Source organism: Flavobacterium panacagri (assembly GCF_030378165.1).
In the GTDB taxonomy this organism is placed as follows: Bacteria; Bacteroidota; Bacteroidia; order Flavobacteriales; family Flavobacteriaceae; genus Flavobacterium; species Flavobacterium panacagri.
Genome location: NZ_CP119766.1, coordinates 1,930,472 through 1,950,609, shown reverse-complemented (window position 1 = coordinate 1,950,609; position 20,138 = coordinate 1,930,472). Strand labels below are relative to the sequence as shown.

Here is a 20,138-nt window from a genome sequence, read left to right as displayed (position 1 = left end):
AAGCAGTGTAAATTTACACTGCTTTTTTGTTTTTATACATTCTATAAATCAAGTATCCTATTATTACTACCAGCAAATACGGAATAACCATTAAGTAAACAATTCCATCATTTACTGCCTCTGCTTTTTTTGTATTAGAATCTCCTGACAAGGCCGCACGGCACATAGCACATTGTGCATTCGCTGAAATTCCAATAAAGAAAAAACAAATTCCAAATAGCATGGCTTGGATCTTGGAATTTGATTTTTGGATTTTATTTTTAATGTACATAATACGGTGAAATCATTAAGTAAACCACAACTCCTGTTACAGCAACATATAACCAAAGTGGAAACGTTATTTTAGCAATTTTTCTATGTCTGTCAAAACGTTTTGCAAGTGCTCTAACATAGGTAATAAGCACCAATGGAATAATGGTAATTGACAATAAAATATGAGTTACAAGAATAAAGAAATAAACATAACGTAAAGCTCCCTCCCCTCCATATTTTGTAGAATCTGAGGTCATATGATACGCAACATACATAACTAAAAATGCAACCGACAAAGCAATAGCAAAAGTCATTAGTCTTTCGTGTAATTTTTGGTTTCCTTTTTTAATTGCCAAAACAGCCCAAACTAAAACAACAGCAGTAATACCATTTGTTGTTGCATAAATCGGAGGTAAAAAAGATAAAGGCTCGACATTAAAACCAAAATCTTTTAATTTAACTCCAAACAAAATCGCCACTACAACCGGAATGATAATTGAAACTGCAATAATAAGTTTGCTGTATTTTTTTTCTAAAGTATTGTCTTCCATTTTTATTCTTCTAATAAAATTTTAATGTCTTGCTGAATATCACGAACTCCTTTTTTATCTAAACCATCATAGTAAATAGTCGGATTTCCGAATTCATCTTTTCTGCAGCGAATATTTCCGTCTTTATCAATCAAAGCAAATAATCCAGAATGCTCAAAACCGCCACTCACTTTATCATTTTGTCCAGCATAAAGATTAAAACCTTTATTCGATAAATCCATAATTACATTTTTATCTCCGGTTAAGAAATTCCAGTTTGACGATTTTACGCCTAACAATTTAGCATGGTCTTTCAAAACCTGTGGCGTATCATGATTCGGATCTATAGTAATCGAGACGATTCCAAAATTTGGATTGCCAAAAAAAGTCTTTTCAATTTCCAGCATACTCATATTCATTTTTGGGCAGATCGAAGGACAGGTTGTGAAGAAAAACTCCAGAACATACACTTTACCCTTATAAGTTTCATTAGATACTTTTGCATTATCCTGATTCGTTAATTCGAATTTTGGAGCCGGGCCGATTGTAAGCAATTTAGCTTCTTTTGAAGATTTTGCTTCGACATTATCTAAACGATTTCCTTTTACAACATCTCCATTTTTAACTCGATCCACAATTTTTGGAATAGCGTAAATACCAAAAATCAGAATAACAAAGGAGATTCCTATATATGATTTATTTTTGAACATTATAAACGAGTATTAAAGTTGCTTTGTAGCGTTATGATTTTTCTTTAAAGCGGCGCGGTATTCATACAAGATGATTTTAAAGTCATCCAGCATTTCATTGCTTAATTCTGAAGGATGAAAAGTGTCGTATCCTTCTTTATATTCTTTCTGATCTTTTCTTCCTCTAAGATTACGCTCTTTGTCTACAATATAAACATTTGAAGTTCCAAGATTTTGATTTAGTTTTCCTTTTAAATGAAGCTGATCATAAAACTGTTGAATTTCTTCATTTGATGCAAAAACAAAATTCCAGTTTTTCACATCTGTAAAAGGCGATAAAGCATCAACAATTTTCTGTGCTTCTTTTTCAGTTCCAAGCGGACATAAAATTACGAATTGTAGATCTTCAAAACCGTTGTATCGTTTGTAAATCTTTTCATTTAAATTAAAATAATTCCCTCTATTCTCCAGAATATTTGAACCTGAAAAACCAAGTACTGTAATTTTTTTATCCAGAGAAACTTTTTTTCCGTTTAATGATTCCCAATTTCCAAAATCGGCTACTTTTGGTGTTATTACAGGAAGAGTTGTAAAACTATTTACACCAGAAGCAAAAAACAAATAAGCTACAATTGGCAGAACAAAAAGTACAAAGAGAACTATATTTTTTTTCATTGTATTAACGGAAATTATTGAGGTACAAAAATAAAAAAATCCCGATGTTATCGGGACTCTTTTCGAATTAATATCATGTTAAAAATTCCATTTAATAGTAGAATCTTTAAAAACCCCATAAATATAATGCCCCTCTGTTAACAGAATAAACAATAAATATAAAACTAGGAAGATAACAGGAGAAACAACAGACCATCTAAGGCTGCTTTTTTCACCTTCCATGTGCATAAATGCCCATACAATATAATATGCTTTGAAAATGGTAAGGATATAGAAAATCCAGTTTAACAAATTCAAACCGATAAAATGCGTGAATTCTAATGATGCAGGTTTGTAGATACCTAAAATAACTTCTACTGTAGTTACTACTGAAAGTAATCCGAAAACAAACCAGATTCTTTTTGTATTTGATACGTGCTCGTGTGACATAATAATTAAATTCTAAAAGATTAAACTAGGTAGAATACTGTAAATACAAATACCCAAACTAAATCTACGAAGTGCCAGTATAAACCAACTTTTTCAACCATTTCGTAGCTTCTTCTTTTCTCGTAAGTACCTAATAATACATTAAAGAAAATGATGATATTGATGATAACTCCAGAGAATACGTGGAATCCGTGGAAACCTGTAATGAAAAAGAAGAAATCAGCGAATAATTTATTACCATATTCGTTTCTGATCAAGTTAGCTCCTTCTACTACGTATTTAGCACTTGCTAAATGTTTTTCAGATTCTTCTCTTGATAAAACTGTTTTTTTCTTTTTATCAGTAAGTTTTTCTGTTCTAATTAAAATTTCTGGGTGTGCTTTAAATCCAGCTTGAACTTCAGCAACAGTAAAGCTTGGCTGAGATTCAGCATCTTCCATAAACCAAGTTGAGTGGCTTCTTGTTAAAGCTTCTCTTTGCTCTGGCAATTTAACAGCAAAATCAGCTAAAGCTACTCTTTTACCATCTTTATCCACGAATTGAAGTAAACTACCTCCAACTGTTTCAACTGCACCATATTCTCCTTTAATGAAGTTTTTCCATTCCCAAGCTTGAGAACCAACGAAAATAAGACCTCCAATAATAGTTAAGAACATATAAATTGCAACTTTTGTCTTTTTCAATTGGTGACCTGCATCAACAGCCAAAACCATTGTTACAGAAGAAAAAATCAAAATAAAAGTCATTAATGCTACATAATACATTGGAGCCGCAACACCATGCATAAATGGAAAGTGAGTAAACACTTCATCAGCCAAAGGCCAAGTTTCAATAAATTTAAATCTAGAAAAACCATAAGCTCCTAGAAATCCAGAGAATGTTAAGGCATCTGATACGATAAAAAACCACATCATCATTTTACCATAACTTGATCCTAGCGGCTGGATCTCATGACCACCCCCCCAAGTTTTTTCGTCGTTGTTTGCAGTAGTAACTGTCGCTCCCATAAAAGATATTCGTTAAAAAGTTCCCAAATTTACGTTTTTTTCTTATTTAAAGAAATATAAAAATAAAAATAATAATACCCATAATAAATCCAAAAAGTGCCAATACATCGCACCTAGCTCTATCCCAAGAGTTTGAGTCGAGTTGTATTTTTGTTTAAAATGATTATAAATTATAATTAAAAGTGAAATTAATCCTCCTGCAACGTGCAATAAGTGCATTAGAGCAATAACATAAAGAAAAGTTGTAGTAATTGAACTACCTTGTCCCGTCATGTAATAACCGCTTTCTATGATTTGCCCAAAACCTATAAATTGCAAAACAACAAATAGGGTTCCTAAAGCCAAAGTTCCTAAAAGAAACGTAGAAGCAGCACTTCTATTATCTTTTTGAATTGCTTTTTTTGCAAAATAAAAAGCAACGCTGCAACCAATGATAACCGCCGTACTATAATAAAAAGCTACTGGAATTTGAAAATCTTTCAACCAATCTGCCCTAGACTTGCTTACCACAAATGCACTTGTTAATCCTGCAAACATCATGGTCATACTAACCATAGCAAAAAGCAATATCAGTTTAGCCGATTTTGATTTTCTTTCTTGTTCTTCGTTTATTTTCATTGTCATTTCCATAACTATCTTAAAAATTTATCTACTATAAACACAATCTGCAACAGCGAAATATAAGACACGCTTACCAGCATTAAAGTTCTCGCTGCTTTTGCAGTTCTTAATTTATACAAACGGACTGCATAAAAAAGCATCCAGATTCCTAATAGAAATACTAAAACTGCTGCAATTGGAGAAATAAATAATTGCCCTGTAAAACCTAAAACCGGCAGTAATGATGCTATTATAAGCCAAATTGTATACAAAATAATCTGCAATGCAGTACCATTATCTTTCTTTCCTGTTGGAAGCATAAAGATCCCTGCTTTCTCGTAATCTTCATACAAAAACCATCCGATAGACCAGAAATGAGGAAACTGCCAGAAAAACTGAATTAAAAACAGAGTTCCTGCTTCAATACCAAACTCTCCTGTAGCTGCAACCCAGCCTAACATAAACGGAATTGCTCCAGGAAAGGCCCCCACAAAAACAGATAACGAAGTAACGGTTTTTAATGGTGTATAAATACTGGTGTAAAGAAATATAGAAATCGCAGCAAACATTGCTGACTTTGCATTGATTGTATAAAGAAGTGCAATCCCTAAAATGGTCAAAAGACTTGCCACCAATAATGCCACTTTTGGAGACATACGCCCAGAAGGAACTGGACGGTTTTTAGTACGATCCATTAAAGAATCAATATCTTTCTCAATTACTTGATTGAAAGCATTTGAAGCTCCAACCATACAGTAACCTCCAATAGACAAAACCAGCAAAACACTCCACTTAAAAGGATGATCTGAATCAACTCCTAATAAATATCCTGCAATAGATGAAAACAAAACACTGATAGCTAAACCAGCTTTAGTAATCTCTTTAAAATCTAGAAATATTGATTTGAGTGATAATGTATTTTTCGAAGCGTTCAATACTGTTGTTGTTTGTGTATTTTTTTGAGTGCTGCAAATGTACAAATTAGATTGTAGAATTTAGACCTATAAAAATAGATTTTTTTCAATAAAACCTTTACAAATTAAGAACTCGCCATACTTTAACACTATTATTTCGAAAAATCTTATTAAAAACTAGTAATCAAAATACCAGTTAAAAATATCTGAACGCAATCCGATACTAAACCACGTTGTACTTTGCTTAAAAGTGGTTGCCGTTTCCTGTGTTGGATCAAAATTACGATAGATTAGACTTCCAAACAATTTTAAATTCGTCATTGGATTAATTAAATAACCTCCTTGGACATCTGCAATAAAAATACTGGTTTTATTTCCCTGACCTACTTTTACACCTGTATCATACGGACGTTTTTCATCGTAACTTTTATAGATATTTCCTCCATAATTATAAGAATCTGTTGCAGTATCAAAATCTAAACCTCTTGTTCCCATCGTGAATTTAGCATCTCCAAACAAACGGCCTTTATGATAACGTCCAATTAAAATTAACTCTTTAAAGTTTCCTCCCCATTGATGCCCAACACTTTGATTGTTATGTCCGTAATTTGTAATAACCGCACTATGCGAATATACATAAGGACGAACATGATTAAATTCAACCTGAACCAATAAATCTTTCACATTAAATGCATTAAAATACTTTGCTCCCAATTGAAAACCAAATTTATTTTTCCAGCTTTGGTTTCCTGCCCCAACATCTGAAACAGAAAATTCATCGATTAAAAATTGAGAATATAAATTAATACTGTTATTCCATTTGTATTTACCTGTTAACCCTAAAAGTGCATTTCCGCTTTTTGATGAAGAACCAAATTCTACGGCACGATAAAAAATAATTGGATTTACAAAGTTGATATCAAATCCTCTGTTATTGGAATCTGTCCAAACTACAGATTCAAAGAAACCTAAGTTTAATCTATTCGAAACATTCCAGCTCAAATAATGATTCGCCATAAACTTGGTTGCATATGTCCTTTCTTCGGTCACTTCTGGACGAACATCTTTCATCCACATATAAGTATTCGTATACTTTATTTTCCAGAAATTAGTATTGATTTTAAAATATGGATACGGACTTGCTCCATCACCTTCCAAAAGCGAACGGTAACCATCACCAATAAAATTTCGACCATAACCTAACTGTAAATCAAAAATTTTGCTTGGCGCAAAAGTAATATTAGCATCTGCTAAAGGAAAGTCGTATGCATCAGTTTTAAATCGTTTTGCAATTCCAACACCTGGAATAATTGCTGGATTTCCTCCAGACGGTTTAATAGATTCTGCATAATCATTGAAATAACCCGCAAATCTTCCTTGACTCTCAAAAAACGTAGTCGTAAAATTGATCTGTTCTCCTAAACCTCCTCTAAAATTCAAGGCTCTCGTATTTACATAAGTATAAGACGCATCATTATCCGAGGCTTTTCCAAGCTGTAAATCGACAATCGGATTTAAAGAAAACCAGTAACCTTCTCCTTGAATCTGCACCATATTTTCGTTCCACCATTTTCTTCCCAGCCAAGAGGAAACATTTTTCTGCAAGGATTGATTGACCGCTTTCAAATTATAATATTTTGAAACTTCAGTATAAGTGTAAGGTTTTGAAGCCGTATGATTATTGCTTCCCACTTGGTTCATAGCACCATCAAACTGCGCATAATAACTATGAGAAAATGGAATATTTAAATGACTTTCGAATTCTGGATTATTGTATTTTTTATAGACAATACTATCCAGCTCTGTCATTGGTTTTTCGAGTGGTTTTAAAATTTCGGCTGCCGCCAAAGCTTCTGCAGCAAGCTGTTCTGAACTTTTCAACGGAATATCAATTGAAATCGTATATTTTGAATAGGTTGCTTTTCCGTTATATGTTGATGGTTTTATTTTTGGAAACTTCCCAAAAACGCGTTTTGATTCTTCAGACAGCTCTTCATTTACTGCCGAAACATAAATTACTTTAAACTCTCCTTCGGCATTTACCTCAAAAAGCACTTTCACCTGTCCTTTATAGTTATTCTGTTTTAAATTTTCAGGAACTTGAAAATTAGTAAACACAAAATCCTGAACTTCTTTATAAAAACAATTTTCAAGTTTTTTACCATCCAAATTTTCGCAGTTTGGAAAAACAGGAAACATTTCTGCCGAAAAACCAGGCTGAATTGATGCATTCCCATTTTGCTGTGATGAAACAATGAAAAATGAAAAAATAAAAACAAGGGACAAAAAAAACTTATTCACTTATAATATCGGTATTTGTTTAATATTGATTTGGGGAAATTTCTCCATTAGCAATGGCTTTTGCCGCCGAAGTTCCAATTCGTTTAACTCCTAAACGAATCATTTCTGATGCTTCTTCAAACGAACGAACACCTCCAGCTGCTTTTACTGGTAATGGTGAAGCATTTTCGAGCATTATAATTATGGTTGGAATTGTTGCTCCATTCGGAAGATTGTCTTCCGTTTTATAAAAACCTGTTGAAGATTTTACAAAAACAGACCCAAAATCTTCTTCATTAAAATGAGAAACCACAACGTTTTTAATTAAGGCAGACAATTGAATAATCTCTTTATCTGTCAGAGCTGCAACTTCTATAATCCATTTTACTGTTTTATTGCTGGCTAAACCAATCTGGGTTCCTATTAAGATTTCTTTTTTTACTAAATCTATTTCCCCATTTTTGAAAGCTTCATAATTGCATACAAAATCTAAATCATCGGCTCCGTTTGCAATTGCTTCATTAGCTTCCTTAATTTTCGTTTCCAGACTTGAATTCCCTTCTGGAAAATCAATTACAGTCCCTACTAATAAAACAGAATTCGCTTTTACAATCATTTCTTTGGCTAAAGAAACATATTCTGGACGAATCATAATCAATTTGAATCCTTCCTCAATAGCTTCGGCAATTGCTTTTTTTACCACAATAGTATTTTCTGCTTCCGAAAGACCAGCTTGCGAGGCAGTTTTTAAATAAGTGGAATCTAAATATTGCTTTACATTCATAAGGATTAAAGTTGCAGAAAACCAGCACAAAAGTACATTTTATATTGATAAAAAACAGTCTTTTAAAACTTTGATTTTCTTGTAGAAAAAAACCCACCGAAGTGGGTTTTAGTATTTTTATATCTTATCGATCTGCTTTTTGAAAGCTATAGCAGAAAAGACTGCCATAAATGCCCCAAGAGCATTTGCCAAAACATCTGAAATATCTGCCGCTCTAGTAACCGTAAGAGCATTTTGCAGGATTTCGATTGTAATTCCAAAAAAAACTGAAAATATAAACGAAATCAAATAGGCTTTATAATCATCTGCTTCCTTTCCTTTTAATTCCTTTTTGAAAAACAGAATCCATGAAATTGTAAATCCAAAATGAAAACAGAAATGTACAATTTTATCAAGGCTTGGAAAATTAACCGCTGGCAAATTACTTGAATCTGTTAGACACAAATAAGCAATAATTCCAGAGCAGATAATTGCCCAAATTAATAATAACTGTTTAGGCACCGATTAAATCTTTATAAGCTTGGTCAGATAATAAAGTATCAATTTCTGAAGCATCAGCAATTTTAATTTTAATCATCCATCCAGCTCCGTAAGGATCTGAATTTACAGTTTCTGGAGCACTTTCTAAATCTTCATTAAAAGCAATGATTTCACCTGTTAATGGTAAGAATAAATCTGAAACTGTTTTTACAGCCTCAACAGTTCCAAAAACTTCATCTTTTGAAAGTGTCTGATCTAAAGTTTCTACCTCAACATACACGATATCTCCTAACTCTTTTTGTGCAAAATGAGTAATTCCTACAGTCGCAACATCTCCTTCGATGCTAACCCATTCGTGATCTTTTGTGTACTTTAAATTTGCTGGTATGCTCATAATAGTATGTTTGAAAATTGATAATTTAAAATTTAAGCCACAAATGTAATAATCTTCTAATGAAATCTAGTTTAGAAACCTAAAATTAATTTCCAAAATTATAACGAAGTGTGAAACCTGATCTGATGTTCGTTAAAGGAAATGCAGTTGAAATAACGGCTTTCGAAAACGAATGATCATAATAGAATATTGCGGTCAGGTTTTTACTAAATGAATAATCGGCTGTTACCTTTAAAGTCCAAATATTCTGCCCCGCTGCCAGCTGATTATTATCGTAATCTAAATATCTCACCAGTGTTTCATTATTTCTAAATGAAAAATCGGCTTTTAAGTTAATATCACTTTTAATAATTCCAGTTGGATTATCTGCTAATCTAGATGAGAAAATTACATCTTTAAAACGGTATCCTAATCCAACAACATATTCTACTCCTTTTACCTCTGTCAATAAATTATTGTCAAAACTCATAGACAAAGCACGGTCTTTTTTAATCTCTGTTAATAAACGCAACGAACTCTTTAGCTCAAAATCAACTCGAATAAGCGGACTAAACTGCTCTACTAAATTGACATTAGACATAATCGTTTTGTTAAAGAAATTGGTATTAACATCCTGACCATTTGGAGTTTCTATATAATCAAAATTAGATCTAAACTGACTGATAGTATAAGATGCTCTATAATTATGCTGTAAAGAGAAACGTTTAAAATTGTCTTTAAAATATTTATAACGCATTAAACCATTATACTTCACTGTCCAGTTTGGTATTGGAAAACTTTTAAAAATTCCAGTAGAACTGTTTGAAGCATCCGCTCCTGTATATGCCGCCAAGAAAGACGGAAGCAACACCGCCTGATTACTTTTTGAAAAACCAATAGGATATCCAACATTAGATACATAAATCTTATAATTTGGATCAGTCTCTGCCGGAATTGGGTTATTTGCATCTCCATATCTTGGAATTTCTACTCCTGTACCATAATGCTGTTCTGCCAAACGATTTGCAATAACCAAACGATTACTTCTAAAATCGTCAAATGCAGGTGATTCTGTTTCTGTACTGGTAGAAAAAGCAGTTTTTATCAGTACCGTTGAAATAGAGAACATTCCGTATGTATACGGCGACAAAGGCAAATATTCATTTGTATCTGGATCAACGCTATATTGTTCTGAAGAATTCTCAGAATAGGAACGATCCATTGCTAGATCTATTTTAAAATCGGGAAACAAATCTACATTAGCCGTAATCTTCAAAAGCTTATTGCTTACCTGTGTAAAGTTCTGGTTAAAGTTCTGATAATCGGTCAGCCATCCATTTTTAGCAGCCTCGTAACGCACATCATCCTGACTACCAAAGACAAATCCTAAAGAAGGCTTAGATGTACCAAAGAAACCAACTCCTGGCACATAACCAGGTAATACAGTTCCGCTATTTTTGGTGTAGTTAACCTGAATGTTTTTGACACTGGTTAGCACTCCAATCAAGCCATCATAAAAAGGATTATTGCTTGAAGCCGGCTTAGCTGTATTTACAATTTTTTCTCCAGGTTTTGGAGGCGCAGCTGCTTTAGGTTTTGCCGCAGGTTTCCCTCCCGGAGTTAAACCTAAATACTTATACAGCAAATTCATATTTAATGTTGTCGCAAAAGTATTCGAATTGGCATTCTGAATTGTATTTCCTAAATCCCAAGAAACTCCATTCTCATCAACATATTGAGACATTGCTGTCGAAGATCGCTGCCAATTGTAATCGGCAGTATAAGAATAATTTGCTTTTATAAAACTAAAAATCGGAATTTTATTAATTGGAATTTCATAATCTAATTTTAACTGCTGCAAATGCTGGTTTGGAATACCAACATCAAAATAATCATCCCAGATATTAAAATTTTCTTTTGGGGTGTTATCGTCATTCAGAAAGTTTCTAACAATATTATTAGAAGCGGCAGTATAATTTAATTTCAAAGATTTAGTCAAATTGAATCCAAATCCATATTGATAATTAAATGCAAAATTTCTTCTATAAAGCGGATCAAGTCCAATACCTTCAACATCAACTTGTCTATATTGCTGACGATTGCTTTGTCTGATAATATTGGTATTAAAAGAGATATTTGAAGGAAGATAATTTAAATTAAAGTCACTCAGCATTTTCCAATAATCACTCTTTTTCATGAATTTGGTTTTCTTAAACGGCACCACTTCTTTTGGCTGAAAAGTATAAGCATAATTTACAGCTGTATTAGACTGTTCATCTTCATAATTTTCAACTTCATAATCATGTCTTTCAACCTGATTATACGATTGAGAAAATGTAAGGTTTTCTACATCATAAATATGAGGCTTCTGTTCTGGCGCTCTATCTTTTCTTACTCCAATGAAGTTAATACTTTTACGTTTAGTATAGTCTACTGCACGAGTTCTGATATTGTCTCTTTGTGTTGGATCTGTTGTCTCAGCAAGTAACTGATTCAACTTTATATCCTGATTAAATGGATCATACTCTGGAGTAATAACTTCTTCCCCAATCGCATAGTTGAACGGAAGATTGATACCCCATTTTTTTGGAAGCAGCTTTCCTAAATTTAAATTGGTCACAATATTATACTGCTGAATATCTTCACGGTCTCTTTCATTTGCTCCTTGCTCCAAAGATCCAAAACCTATGGTACTCTTTTTACCAGATGCAGATAATGTCATCAAATCAGCCATGTTGGTATCGATATTCAATAAAGCCGCCATACCGCCTTTGTTTTCCATATCGGACATACGAAGCTCGTTGAACCAAACTTCTCCTTTTATATCTTTGTGATCTGCCTGGCTTTTTACTCCGACCATTAAATTTCGAACCAAACCGAAATTTGGATTTCCTTTAATTCCTAATCTCAATTTACCATCTTGATCCCCGCCATCAGCATCGGGATCATCATCAGGATAATAAATACCATTAATATCTCTTTTTGGAGAGTTAATATCGATATTCATACCTAAAATTTTCATTCTTGTTAATAAAGATAAAGCTAAATCAATATTATTTTCATCAAGCCAAACCTGACTTGGACTTATTGTACAAGAACCACCACTAGGGGTTACTTTTAATGGAATCTCAATTTGGTAAAAGTTTTGTGTAAAGTCATTACCAAAACGAATAAAACCAATCATTTCATCGTTCTCAAGCGGTGTCTCATTTGGAAGTGATTCAGCGTGAAGAAACATTTTCAATTTTTTGTATTGACGCATGTCAACACTTACATTTTTGAAAACAGCTCTAGAATCTTGATATTCCAATCCAGTACCACCTACTCTTACTGCTAAAGACTGCTCATTCTGATTGATAATTGTATTGTTATTATACAATTGCTCTCTTTGCACTCCCGGAGGAATAACATAATTTACAGGGCACTTTGTACTATTCTCTTGAATATTAACTGCCGCAACGTCAAATTGAGTTCCATCATTATCTGGATTTGTATCGTTGGCGTCTAATGTTCCTGTATATTTTCTCCATTCTCCTCGAACTAAATCTAATGCTCCAAAACGAACTGTTACCTGATCATTAAATCCAGTCATGAACATACGCATAAAACGAATTGATCTAAAGTCGGTAATGTTTCCGATTGTATTCTGTGGCTGCGAAACTGGAATTTTAAACTGAATCCATCTCGCATTGGTTGTCCCTCCATTCGGAAGTTCAACATTATTTACTTCTCTAATATCCGTGATAAAATTTTCTCCAACCTGCATTCCTGGTCTTACATCAATACTGTATTCATAATAGGCATTGATCGTACTCATGGTATTGTCACGATTAATATCCTCAACATCCGGAAGGGTTGTAGAACCACGATTTGGATCGTCTATACTTACTGCTGAGTTTCCTTCTGTTCCGTTATATTTTTTGTATCGATTTAAAACTCCTCCATCTGTATTTAAATAATAGGTATAGTTATCAGCAGCTGGATCTGGCTCACCTGCATAATTGGTATAAATAGCTCCTTCTCTTACATCCGGCAAACCATCTAAACCAACGTCTTGATTTCTTCGATTGTCTGCATTTGTATCAAATGCATAGATTAAAGATTGAGATGCGGGCACATCTCCCCAAATTGGTTGCGGATTTACCATTACCTGATCAGGCCCTAATCCGTTTTCGTATTGTTTTCTTCCATCTTTAAGAACGTCTTCTGAAACTTCTCCTAAGTTGAAATAAATTTTCCCATTATTTCCTGGCTGTGCTTCTCCGTTTCCAACATAAGGATCCAATACCCAAAATTGTATATATTCAACGTTTCCTTGCTCAAAATTGGTTGAATTTAAAGCACGCATAATTCCTCCAAAATTGGTTGAAGGATTGCTTGTTCCAAAATTAGGATTATTGTTATATGGCCCTCTGTCTGATGGATAATAAGTTAAATCCAGTGTATTAATGACCTGAATCTGTCCTTGGGCAATATCTGTATTGGGATAAAGTTCCCTGCTGTAAATCCTTCTTGTAGAGTTTAAAGACAAATCATCATTTGAAATTCCTGAAGGTCTAGAAGCATAAAAAACAGGATCAATTGTATACCAAGATAATTTTGCACGTTTATAACCATATTCTAGTGTATTCGCACTAGCATTAAATGTATTGTCATTCAAAGAGTTAACAAACGGAGTAGAAGACAAACTCCAAGCATAAGCCGATCTCATATCAATTGTCGTCTGAGTTCCTTCAAAGTCATCGATATAAATCGTTGCCTCTCCTTCAAAATCACTTGCTTTTGGGGCATCTGGCTTTAAAAATGCAACTTCTCCTCGAATCGAAAGATTTGAAGGGACATCCGTATCAATGTTAGGCAGTTTGTTTGCCAATCTAGTTAGAAATGGAACTTCAGTTGAATAATTTCCGTTGAAACCAAAAATAGTATTATTTACAGATTCCTGTCCGTAACTCGATTTTTGAGTAAAAGGACGTTCTGTCATTTTTAATAAAGTTCCGCCAACAATAAATTTTTCAGAAATTTTATGTTCCACATTTACTCCCATAAATCTTCTGGTCTGCTGTCCAAAAATTGAATTATTCTCTAAAGAAACTTCAATCGGAGTATTGGAAGCCTGAAGTGATGGGTCCAAAATCTGTACTCTTCCTAATTGATAATCGACGCTATAATCTATTCCTTCCATTAATCTTCTTCCTGCAGCAGTTACTACCACAGAACCTTGGGGAACATTAAACGCCCCAATTGGAATACCACTGCTTCCGGAAGATTTATATTTCCCTCTAAGTAAAAACTTATTTTTATCACTATCCTGCAAAGCTCCAGCTTGTGTATTTCTATACATATTTCTGAATACATATTTCTGCTGATTCGCATTATAAGTAGCTGGATCATTATAGCTTTCTGCCGATCCGGAATTTTGTAATTTTCTAAATAACAACTCTCCAAAAGGTTCTTTCGTTGTAAAAATGATTCTTGCATTTTGTACATCGACTGTTACTCCCGGCACATAATCGAAGAAACCATCTCCTCCAGTCTGCGGGTCGTTATTATAATTTAAACGGTCAAGATTAAAAACATTCAATAAAGGAGTCTGCTCTACTTTATCATCTGGTGATGGATTAGAAGGGAATGAACTTCCTGTTACTGGTGTAATGTAATTAATTGGCGAAGGATCTGTATATAAAATATTAAGCCTGAAATCTTCTTGTTTAATCTGATATGCCTGCGGAATTTGATACACGTTTTTCATCATCAAATTCCAAACTGGATTTTTAACGTTGGTCAAACTGCTTTTCAGCATTTTTAAGACTAAACTTTGTGTTATAATAGCTTGATTCGCATTATTATTATTTCCTGTTACTACTGTTGCATCTACACCGTCACTACCAAATTCTCCAACTTGATATACTTTACCTCCAACAGTATACTCAAAGGCAACGGCAAGAATTTCATCATTTGCCAAACGCTGCTGTAAAGAGATATATCCTAATTGCGGATTAAAAGTATACTCTTGTGTCGTTAATTTTCTAGCGTTTTCTAAGATCGAATAATCTGTTCCTTCACTAACATTTGTATTATTAAATCCAGAACCTGCGGTAACAATTTCTCTAATATTAGAATTCAAATAACTTCCTGCTTTTCCAATAGAAGCCGGATCATATTTATTATTGGTGTTATCTGTAGGAGAATCTATAGGGTTATTAAAAAATCCTGTTGGATTTGTAATTACAACTACTTCATTATTCGGTACACCACTTACCTCGCCTTCACCTAAATCCTGAAGCGCAATAACATTCCTTAAATTGTTACCAGTAGTAGTCGTTACTCTGTTTTGTTTGTTAGTTACCCAAACTTCTATTCTTGTAACCTGAACACGGCTGTCAATAAGCGGGTAATTTCTTAACGATGAATCGTATTTATTTCTAAAGTACTGTGACAAGAAGAAATGTCGGTCATTATCATAATCTAATGCAAACAAATCAAAGTTCTGAACTGTTCCTCCACCTTCTGCGACTATACTTTTGGTCTGAGACTTCTGTTCGGAGAACACTCCTGTAACTGTCGTTTTACCAAATTGCAACTGGGCCTTAACCCCAAACAAACTTTGTGCCCCTCTAATTAAGCTGCTGTTTAATGGCATGCTCACATTACCCACCTCAACTTTCTGAACTATATCATCTTCAGAAGGTGTGTAAGCCAGTTTAAATAAATTCTGAAATGCAAAGGTAGATTGTGTATCATAGTTAGCATTAACTTCCAGACGGGTTCCAATTTTCCCCATTAAACTCATGCTGATTCTTTGATCAAAATCAAAAGTTAGACTGGATCTATTTCTTGGAGAAAAGGAAGGATTGTCTTGTTTGGTATAGCGCATACCCAAATCCATCTCCACTGATCCTGTGGGCTTTACATCAATTGTATTACTTCCAAAAATACTTTCGAAGAGACTAGAATTAATGTAATACCTTGGAAGTAAATCCTTTTTCGCCGCTTCTGCTCCTGCCTTTTTACCATCAATAGCGTCCATTTTTTTTCTGAAATAATTCCTTCTAGATTCTTTCAAAACTAAATCTTCATATTCCTGTGGCGTTAGAATTAAAGGGTAATTGATAGAAAAACCATCAACAGAATTGGTATAAATATAACGATCCGTAATGGGATCATATTTGTAGGCCGACAATACACTTGGGGGGTCTGCAATCTCAATTTTACCAACAGAAAATTGAGTTTTAGTTGTATCTTGAGTTGCCGGGGTAACCTGCGCACGCAAAACATTACCGCAGAGTAAGACCAGCAACAAAATACAAATTTTACGCATAGAATTCTTTTATATGAAATGAATTTATAAGCTTTTTAAAGCTTTCTTGATAATTGTTTCTACAGTAGCTTCTGGATCTTCTTTAACAATCTTTTCTACTACTTTTTCAGAAGCTTTCCGAACAAAACCTAAAACTTCCAAAGCAGATAACGCTTCATCTTTGTTTCTATTGTTTTGAACTACCGAAACTTCATCCAAATCGTACAACTTTAACACTTTGTCCTTTAAATCAAGTATAACTCTTTGTGCTGTTTTGTTTCCAATCCCTTTGATAGACTGTATTATGCCGACATCTCCAGATGCAATAGCATTTATAATTTGTTTAGGTTCTATTGAAGAAAGCATCGTTCTGGCAATACCAGCTCCGATTCCGGAAACAGAAAGTAACATTCTGAAAATTTCACGCTCCGATTTTTCAGCAAAACCATATAAAGTATGCGCATCTTCTTTAATTTGAAGATGCGTATACAATTTTATATTTTCAGAATTTGGCAATAAGGAGAAAGTATGTAGTGATATATTCACCTGATAACCAACACCTCCACAATCAATTACAACTTCTGTAGGATTCTTTTCAACTAATCTTCCCTGCAAATGTGCTATCATTACCTATAATTTATTAGTATCAAATATAACAAAAATGCCATAAAACTACGACAAATTTATCCAATCCCTACTAGAACGTTTATTGTGTTACTTTATTCTTTTTGATTTCTTTTTCCTGTGCATCAATCACTGCAATGGCAGCCATATTTACCATTTCTTCTACGCTTGCGCCTAATTGGAAAATGTGAACTGGTTTACCCATACCCATCATAATTGGCCCAATTGAGTTCACTTTATACAATTCTTTTAACAATTTGTAAGTGATATTCGCCGATTCTAGATTAGGAAAAATCAATGTATTTACTTTTTTACCCGCCAATTTAGAGAATGGGAATTTCTCTTCAAGCATTTCTTGATTTAAAGCAAAATCTGCCTGAATTTCTCCATCCACAATCATTTCTGGATGATTTTTATGAAGATAAGCAACCGCTTCTCTAACTTTTGAAGCACTTTCACTAGTTGAAGAACCAAAGTTTGAAAATGAAACCATCGCAATAACAGGTTCAACGCCAAACATTTTAGCAGTTTTAGAAGTCATAATTGCAATATTAACCAAATCTTGAGCAGATGGATTAATGTTTATTGCTGTATCTGATAAAAACATTGGCCCACGCGAAGTAAGCATCATGTTTGCTGTTGCAATAAGAGATGCATTTTGTGCTTTTGGAATTAACTGCATCATTGGTTTTACAACAGAAGGATAACTTCTAGAGTGCCCTGTAACTACTGCATCTGCCTCTCCTTCATTAACCATCATGGCTGCAAAATAGTTTCTTTCACGCATAAATTTTTCAGCGTCTAATTTTGAAACACCTCTGCGTCCTCTAGTTTCCCAGAAAGATTTTGCAAATCTGTTGCGTCTTTCTGTTTCTTCGTCTGTTTTAGGATCAATAATTTCTAAATCAGCATCAAAACCTAGTTCTTGTTTTAATTCTAAGATAACTTCTTTGTTTCCTAATAAAATTGGGAATCCAATTCCGTCTTCATAAACAATCTGAGCTGCTTTTAATACATTTAATTGATCTGCCTCAGCAAAAACAATTTTCTTTGGATTTAATTTTGCACGATTTGTAATTAAACGCACCATTTTATTATCATTCCCCATACGCTCACGAAGCACATCTTCATAAGCTGCCCAGTCTGTAATTGGATTTTTGGCTACTCCAGATTCCATTGCTGCTTTTGCAACGGCAGGAGCAACAACCGTGATCAATCTAGGATCAAATGGTTTTGGAATAATATATTCTTGTCCGAAGCCTAATTTTGTAGCTCCGTAAGCAACGTTAACCTGCTCTGGAACTGGTTCTTTTGCTAAAATAGCCAGCGCTTTTACTGCTGCCATTTTCATTTCTTCGTTAATCTTTCTTGCTCTAACGTCTAATGCCCCTCTAAAGATGTATGGAAAACCTAAAACGTTGTTTACCTGATTAGGAAAATCAGAACGTCCTGTCGCCATAATAACGTCTTTTCTTGTTTCTAAAGCAAGATTATAATCAATTTCCGGGTTTGGATTTGCCATTGCAAAAACAATTGGACTTTTTGCCATAGAAAGCAACATTTCTGGAGAAAGAATATTTCCAGAAGATAAACCGATGAAAACATCGGCTCCTTTAACCGCTGCTGCTAAATCTATTTTAGCACCATCAATTGCATATTTTAATTGAAGTTCTGAAAGTGAAGGATTGTCTTTTGTTAAAAGCCCTTTACTATTAAACATTAAGATGTTTTCTACTTTTACTCCTAATGAAACATATAAATCGGTACAAGCAATCGCTGCCGATCCTGCTCCTGAAACTACCATTTTTACATCTTCGGCTTTTTTTCCTGCTAATTCAAGCGCATTGATTAAAGCTGCAGAAGAAATAATTGCTGTTCCGTGCTGATCGTCGTGCATTACCGGAATATCTAATTCTTCTATTAATCTTCTTTCGATTTCAAAAGATTCTGGTGCTTTGATATCTTCCAGATTAATACCTCCAAAAGTTGGAGCGATATTTTTTACGGTCTGAATAAATTCTTCAACATTTTTAGTATCAACTTCGATATCAAAAACATCAATATCAGAGAATATTTTAAATAATAAACCTTTTCCTTCCATTACAGGTTTTCCTGCTTCTGGACCAATATCTCCTAAACCTAAAACAGCTGTACCATTTGAAATTACGGCAACTAAATTACCTTTTGCTGTATATTTATAAACGTCATCAATGTTTTCTGCAATTGCTAAACAAGGTTCTGCTACTCCCGGCGAATAAGCCAATGATAAGTCTCTTTGGGTTGCATATTTTTTTGTTGGAACTACCTGAATTTTTCCTGGAGTCGGCTCTGAGTGGTACAGTAACGCTTCTCTTTTTTTACTCTCTTTGTTCATTATTTTAGCTTTTATTCTAGCTTACAAAGATATAAGTCTTGTTTTAAAATGGCATGTTTTTAGCATTTTCTTTTCGGAAATTCCATTTTGGTAAATAAAAAAAGTCCAATAGAAATTGGACTCCTTTTAAATTTTTATCGTTTTTAGGTATGCTTTATTGAGAAATATAAGAATTCAGATGCTGAATGGTATCTTTCTGAATTTCGATGATTGCCTTAACTACATCGCTGATCGAGATGATTCCAACGACGATTCCGTCTTCGAGAACTGGCAGGTGTCTTATTCTTTTTTCGCTCATAAGTTCCATACAATCTTCAAGATTATCTGAAAGTTTTACTGTATAAACATTACTTTCCATAATCTCATGAACAAAAGTTTCTTTAGAAGATTTATCTTTTAAAACAATTTTGCGGGCATAATCTCTTTCAGATAATATTCCCTTTAAATTATTGTCATCAATAATTAAAATTGCTCCAATGTTTTTTTCTCCCATTACCTTCAACGCTTCATAAACCGTTAAATTGGAAACAACAGAATAAACATTTCTTCCTTTTGATTTAAGTATTTGATCTACAGTCATAATGAAAATTTTTTAGATTTATAAAGTTAAAATAAAAACCAACACAATCTACAGCGAAATCGATTTTTTAAAACCACAACTGATTCATTTTAAATAAAATACACCAAAAATTAGATTTCAAAAATTATAACGTAAAGAATGAAATTTTTTAGAATTGTTTTTTGCTGAAAATTAGATTTTTTAACGTTTAAAGGATTTTTTTTTAAATGAAAAATAGAATTTTTAAGAAGCAATATTTTTTAATTTT

16 protein-coding genes are annotated in these 20,138 nt (G+C 33.6%); all 16 read right to left on the bottom strand.

From position 1 onward, the window contains the following. Positions 1-13: 13 nt before the first annotated feature. Positions 14-271: a hypothetical protein gene (locus P2W65_RS08750; RefSeq protein ID WP_289664949.1), complete on the bottom strand. Its 258-nt coding sequence runs from the start codon at positions 269-271 to the stop codon at positions 14-16. Next, entirely contained in the window at positions 261-803 is a 543-nt protein-coding gene (locus P2W65_RS08745) for a DUF420 domain-containing protein (protein ID WP_289664947.1), read from the bottom strand. Before P2W65_RS08745 ends, P2W65_RS08750 begins: the two co-directional genes overlap by 11 nt. Positions 804-805: 2 nt before the next feature. Further along, the gene (locus P2W65_RS08740; RefSeq protein ID WP_289664945.1) at positions 806-1,492 is read right to left on the bottom strand and encodes an SCO family protein; all 687 of its coding nucleotides are present in this window, start codon (positions 1,490-1,492) and stop codon (positions 806-808) included. Positions 1,493-1,504: 12 nt separating this feature from the next. Further along, complete coding sequence (locus P2W65_RS08735) at positions 1,505-2,146, bottom strand: hypothetical protein (protein WP_289664943.1); 642 nt, start codon at positions 2,144-2,146, stop codon at positions 1,505-1,507. Between the two features lie 78 nt (positions 2,147-2,224). Beyond that, positions 2,225-2,575, bottom strand: coding sequence for a cytochrome C oxidase subunit IV family protein (locus tag P2W65_RS08730; protein ID WP_091492369.1), 351 nt, complete (start codon positions 2,573-2,575; stop codon positions 2,225-2,227). Positions 2,576-2,595: 20 nt separating this feature from the next. Continuing rightward, complete coding sequence (locus P2W65_RS08725; RefSeq protein ID WP_109191811.1) at positions 2,596-3,582, bottom strand: cytochrome c oxidase subunit 3; 987 nt, start codon at positions 3,580-3,582, stop codon at positions 2,596-2,598. Between the two features lie 42 nt (positions 3,583-3,624). Beyond that, entirely contained in the window at positions 3,625-4,212 is a 588-nt protein-coding gene (locus P2W65_RS08720; RefSeq protein WP_289664941.1) for a cytochrome c oxidase subunit 3, read from the bottom strand. Positions 4,213-4,214: 2 nt separating this feature from the next. Continuing rightward, the gene (cyoE, locus tag P2W65_RS08715) at positions 4,215-5,117 is read right to left on the bottom strand and encodes a heme o synthase (protein WP_289664939.1); all 903 of its coding nucleotides are present in this window, start codon (positions 5,115-5,117) and stop codon (positions 4,215-4,217) included. Positions 5,118-5,273: 156 nt separating this feature from the next. Further along, on the bottom strand, positions 5,274-7,397 hold the full coding sequence (locus tag P2W65_RS08710) for an energy transducer TonB (RefSeq protein ID WP_289664938.1): 2,124 nt from the start codon (positions 7,395-7,397) through the stop codon (positions 5,274-5,276). A 19-nt stretch (positions 7,398-7,416) separates the two neighbouring features. Beyond that, positions 7,417-8,160: a deoxyribose-phosphate aldolase gene (gene deoC, locus P2W65_RS08705; RefSeq protein ID WP_289664936.1), complete on the bottom strand. Its 744-nt coding sequence runs from the start codon at positions 8,158-8,160 to the stop codon at positions 7,417-7,419. 117 nt (positions 8,161-8,277) lie between these two features. Then, on the bottom strand, positions 8,278-8,661 hold the full coding sequence (locus P2W65_RS08700) for a VanZ family protein (RefSeq protein ID WP_289664934.1): 384 nt from the start codon (positions 8,659-8,661) through the stop codon (positions 8,278-8,280). After that, on the bottom strand, positions 8,654-9,034 hold the full coding sequence (gcvH, locus tag P2W65_RS08695) for a glycine cleavage system protein GcvH (protein WP_091492358.1): 381 nt from the start codon (positions 9,032-9,034) through the stop codon (positions 8,654-8,656). Before gcvH ends, P2W65_RS08700 begins: the two co-directional genes overlap by 8 nt. 85 nt (positions 9,035-9,119) lie before the next feature. After that, positions 9,120-16,334, bottom strand: coding sequence for a T9SS outer membrane translocon Sov/SprA (gene sov / locus P2W65_RS08690; protein ID WP_289664931.1), 7,215 nt, complete (start codon positions 16,332-16,334; stop codon positions 9,120-9,122). Between the two features lie 24 nt (positions 16,335-16,358). Beyond that, positions 16,359-16,940, bottom strand: coding sequence for a Holliday junction branch migration protein RuvA (gene ruvA, locus P2W65_RS08685; protein ID WP_289664930.1), 582 nt, complete (start codon positions 16,938-16,940; stop codon positions 16,359-16,361). A 79-nt stretch (positions 16,941-17,019) separates the two neighbouring features. Then, positions 17,020-19,311 carry an NADP-dependent malic enzyme gene (locus P2W65_RS08680; RefSeq protein WP_289664928.1) on the bottom strand — a complete coding sequence of 764 codons (2,292 nt, stop codon included), beginning with the start codon at positions 19,309-19,311 and terminating at the stop codon, positions 17,020-17,022. 154 nt (positions 19,312-19,465) lie between these two features. Beyond that, positions 19,466-19,891: a CBS domain-containing protein gene (locus P2W65_RS08675; RefSeq protein WP_289664927.1), complete on the bottom strand. Its 426-nt coding sequence runs from the start codon at positions 19,889-19,891 to the stop codon at positions 19,466-19,468. Positions 19,892-20,138: the final 247 nt, after the last annotated feature.